The following is a 5019-nucleotide window of genomic DNA, read 5'->3' on the forward strand; positions in this document are numbered from 1 at the left end:
AATCATAACAAGCGCTTAATATTAAATTAAAAGTAGACTACTAAGTTTGCCAGAGAAATAATTAAGTGTGACGATAGTGGCACATTTAGATAAGCAAGAAAAACAGCTAGATGAAAGTATTGAAGTTACATCCTTTAATGACTATCTCCCTATTGCAGATGCAGATCCAGCGTTTGCTCTTTTGTAACGTGGCAGTGTATGTGCGCAATTCGCTGGCCAATACCTTTGATACATTAAAAGATGCCGGTTTTGAAGAGGACGTGCTGGTGGAGTTTCCGATCGATGAAACCCTCAGTTTGCGGGAGTTTGAGGAAGAAGTGGAAGAACGGTTTAATTTTTCACTGGAGTTGTGCAATAAGGACAACAAACCCTTCATGAACAAAAGTCAGCATTTATTCCAGATTGCCTGCCCGGTATCGGACTGGAAAACTGAGCGTAATTACCAGCTGGATATTTCACTCGATATGCTGAAAAATAATAATCGTCAGTCGCCGCAACAGAACATGTGGTAATCTTTTTTCCTAGTTAACCCAGGCTATCTCCTTTTCTACTGTCAGCAACTTCCTGCAAGCCTTTTATCAATTAACATTCTGGTAACGCTCCGTTAACACTGCGGTAATTTAATGCCAATAGTTTTGCGATCAATATTAAAACGGGATTAGAACCGTATTAAAACCTGATTAAAAAATTACTGTGAAGCAACTATCTACTGTACTTATCTGGGCACTATTGCTGTGCTGCTCCTTTGCCAATGCCTCCTTTGCAGCTGATCCGGCTAAGATTACCGGTAAGGTAACCGATAAAAAAACAGGTGAGCCTATTATCGGGTTAACCATAGTAGTAGCTGGTACAGGTAAGGGGGCAGTAACAGATGTGGAAGGAAGGTACCAGATATTGGTAGATCCGGGCACTTATACCCTGGAGTTCAAATTCATGGGATACCAGACAAAATCAGTATCTGAAGTAGTAGTGAGTGCAGGCAAACCCACCTATCTGGATATCGTGATGGAGGAACGGAGTTCTAAAAGCCTGAAAGAAGTGGTGATCACCGGAACGGCTAAACAGGAAACTATTAATTCGCTGCTTACCCTTCAAAAAAATACTAACACTGTAGCACAGGTGGTATCTGCAGAAGCTATCCGCAAATCGCCCGACAGAAATACCGGGGAAGTACTGAAAAGAGTATCCGGTGCATCTTTACAGGAAGGCAAATACCTGGTTGTGCGTGGACTGGCAGACCGGTATAACCAGGCTACTGTAAACGGTGCCCTGTTGTCGAGCACAGAACCCGACAGGAAAACATTTTCGTTTGACCTGTTCCCTTCCAATATTGTTGAGAATATCGTAATTAACAAAGCTGCTGTACCTGAGTTGCCTGCAGAATTTGCAGGTGGGCTGGTGCAGGTAAATACAAAAGATATTCCTTCTGAAAACTTCCTGACGGTATTGGCCGGTACCGGCTTCAATACCATGTCGGCCGGAAAGGATTTTTATACCTATAAAGGCGGCAACAACGACTGGCTGGGTATAGATGATGGCACAAGGAAATTGCCATCCGCTTTTCCGTCTTCCAAAGCCGGTTATGATCAGTTGTCTGCAGCAGATAAAATTGCAGTATCCAAGTCATTCCCTGATATATGGTCGGTAAATACTAAAAATACGCCGCTTAATTCCAATTTCCAGATTGCCGGAGGTATCAATAAAGGGAAAGAGGGCAATCGTTTTGGCGCTGTATTGTCGCTGAGCTATAACCGCAACAACCGGAATTTCGAAACTTATCGTACCGACTTTGATAACGACGGATCAAGGATCTATAATTATAATGATAAAAAATCCACGCAGAATGTATTGTGGGGTGGATTGGCTAATCTGTCTTACCAGTTCGGCAAGAATAAGATCAGTTTTAAGAATTTGTATAGTGTGAACTCCACAGTGGCAACCACTGTGAGAAATGGTAACGATATTCCTTCTGAAACAGATGTACGTGCTTATGAACTGGGTTTCAACAGCAATCGCATTTACACTTCCCAGTTATCAGGAGAGCATTTCTGGGAGCGTACAAAAGTGAAGATCAAATGGAATGGTAGTTATACCAGTATGAAGCAGGATATACCGGATCTTCGCCGTTTAGGTTATAACAGCCCTGCCGGTAAGGATGATTTCTATGCCAATATATCTTCGGGTGGTTCTGCTACGCTCACTGGTTCCGGCCGTTTCTATTCCAAGCTGAATGATAATATTTATGGTGGTATCGTGGATCTGAGCCGGTTTGTCAAAATCGGAGGCCGGCAACAGCAGGTGAAAATGGGTTACCTGATCCAAAGCAAAGAACGTGGCTTTACCCCCCGGGCACTGGGTTATACTCTTTTTGACCCTAGTGATCCTTATGCACATGATCTGGTACGCTTAACCCCGGATAAAATATTTGCCTCTGAAAATTTCACCGACCGGTTATTGCGGATGGATGAAATTACCAATACGCCGGATGCCTATGGCGCCAATGCATTGCTCAATGCGGGTTACCTGCAATTCGACAACAGCATATATGATAACTGGCGCCTGGTATGGGGTGTGAGGGTAGAAAATTTTGACCAGTCTATTAAATATAACCAGAACGGTCCGCAGAATAATAAAACCAAAGTAACGGATATCTTACCCTCTCTGAACCTGACTTACCTGCTGAATGCAAAAACCAATATCCGCTTCAGCGCATCTCAAACGGTTATCCGTCCTGAGTTTCGTGAACAGGCTCCCTTTGCCTTTTACAACTTTGACCTGATGGCTACCGAATCCGGTAACTCCAACCTGAAGAGAAGTAAGGTAACTAACGTGGATCTTCGCTACGAACTGTATCCCCGCTCCGGAGAGGTACTAACTATTGCCGGTTTCTATAAACACTTTGAATCTCCTATTGAGAGATTCTATAATAGTGGCGCAGGTTCTGTAGGCCTAACCTACCTGAATGCTCCTAAGGCCAATAGTGCGGGGGCTGAGCTGGAATTTAGGAAGAATCTTGATTTCCTGAACCCAAATAATGCTGCGTTCTGGCATTCATTTACCGTGTTTTCCAATGTTGCCTACATCTATAATAAAGTTTCCTTCGAAAAGGATAAAGTGCTGAAGGACCGGCCTATGCAGGGCCAGTCGCCCTATGTGGTAAACGTGGGATTACAGTTTGAAAAAGAAACCACCGGTACTGTAGCAAACGTACTGTTTAACCGAATTGGCAGAAGGATCTTTATTGTGGGTAATGACACTGAACCCGATGTATATGAAGCCCCAAGATCCTTACTGGACTTCATGGTATCTCAAAAGGTTTTCCATAAAGGAGAAATTAAGCTGACTGTAAGCGATATCCTGAACCAGTCTGCCAACTTCTACCAGGACAACAACGACAATGGCAAGTATGATAAAACATCAGACTTTTTGAGAATAAGTACCAAAGGCGGTACCAACGTCAATCTTTCTTTCTCTTACAAATTCTGATAAAGAGAGGATTAATAATTAGGAATAATAGATTTTAAAAACTGCATTTAATTTCAATCCATCTGACATGAAAAAGATTCTGTTTCCTGTAATGTTCTTAGCTGTGATCATGGCATCATCCTGTGGTAAAGACGACGATCCTACAACTCCGCCACCGACGCAGCAAGTAGACATGACAAAAGCTACAATTGAAAGAACCAGCAATGACAGCGAATTTAAGGAAGCTCCTGAAACACTGCCAAAACAAATCACTTCCAACACTGTTTTAAAAACCGGTAAAACTTACCTGCTGACTGATTTCACTTTTGTATTGAATGGTGCAACTATTAAAATAGAGCCAGGCGTTACCATTAAAGGATCTAAATCCCCAAGTAAAGGTGCGCTGATCATCACCAGAAATGGTAAAATTGATGCACAGGGTACAGCCGCTGCTCCGATTGTGTTTACTTCCAGTCAGGCTACACCTAACAGTGGCGACTGGGGTGGTATCATTCTGCTGGGTAATGCACCCAACAATGGCGCTAAAGATGGCGTTGCAGGTTTGCAGGCTGTTGAAGGCGGTGTGAATGAAACTGCTACTGGTTATGGTTTACATGGTGGTACCAAAGCAGATGACAACTCCGGTATAATGAAATATGTAAGGGTGGAATATCCTGGTATTGCCTTCGCAGTAAACGATGAAATCAACGGTGTTACTTTTGGTAGTGTAGGCTCCGGTACAACTATTGACTATGTTCAGGTAAGTTATTCAGGTGATGATTCTTTCGAATGGTTTGGCGGTACAGTGAACTGCAAACACCTGATCTCTTATCGTGCTACTGACGACGATTTCGATACAGATAACGGCTTCTCCGGAAAGATCCAGTTTGGTTTGGTGCTGCGTGATGCTGCCATTGCTGATTTCGGTCCAAGCGGTGCATCCAATGGTTTTGAGTCTGATAACGATGCTGAAGGTACTACCAAAACTCCGCAAACTTCTGCTATTTTCAGTAACATGACTATTGTTGGTCCTTATGCTAATGCCACTGAGGCTACTACTGCAGCTCCTTACAAAAGAGGTGCGCATATCAGAAGGAACAGTAAAATATCTGTATTCAATTCTGTATTTGTAGGATGGCCTGTTGGTTTGTTCCTGGATGGTACACTCACAGAAGCCAGCGCTACTTCCAATGCACTGGAGTATAAAAATAACACGATTGCAGGTTGCCCGCTGGTAGTAGCACCGGGTACTGCTGCGTTTAATTCCCTGACCTGGTTCAGCACCGCTGCATTTGCTAATAAAACATTGGCTGCTATTGCGGATGTAAAACTGACCAATACAGGTTATACTACTTTTGATCCAGCCCCTGCAACCGGTTCTCCGCTGCTGGCTGGTGCGGATTTCAGTAGCGCAAAATTAGGTGGTGGCGCCTTTACTACTACTACCTATGTTGGTGCAGCAGCAGCAGGTGATACCTGGTTTAAAGGCTGGACCAAATTTGTGAACAAATAGTATTTATTTAAATTTCATAAACTGTAATCTTAGGCCGCCCG

3 protein-coding genes are annotated in these 5019 nt (G+C 43.3%); all 3 read left to right on the forward strand.

The window, feature by feature from the left end:
- Positions 1–110 precede the first annotated feature (110 nt).
- Positions 111–512: a hypothetical protein gene (locus VN105_RS01235; protein ID WP_325637121.1), complete on the forward strand. Its 402-nt coding sequence runs from the start codon at positions 111–113 to the stop codon at positions 510–512.
- Between the two features lie 181 nt (positions 513–693).
- Positions 694–3486, forward strand: a complete 2793-nt coding sequence (locus VN105_RS01240) for a TonB-dependent receptor (protein ID WP_325637123.1) — start codon at positions 694–696, stop codon at positions 3484–3486.
- A 67-nt stretch (positions 3487–3553) separates the two neighbouring features.
- A complete protein-coding gene (locus VN105_RS01245; protein ID WP_325637125.1) occupies positions 3554–4978 on the forward strand; it encodes a hypothetical protein in 1425 nt (474 codons plus the stop codon).
- Positions 4979–5019 lie beyond the last annotated feature (41 nt).

Origin of the sequence: Chitinophaga sp. (assembly GCF_035564935.1) — a bacterium.
In the GTDB taxonomy this organism is placed as follows: Bacteria; Bacteroidota; Bacteroidia; order Chitinophagales; family Chitinophagaceae; genus Chitinophaga.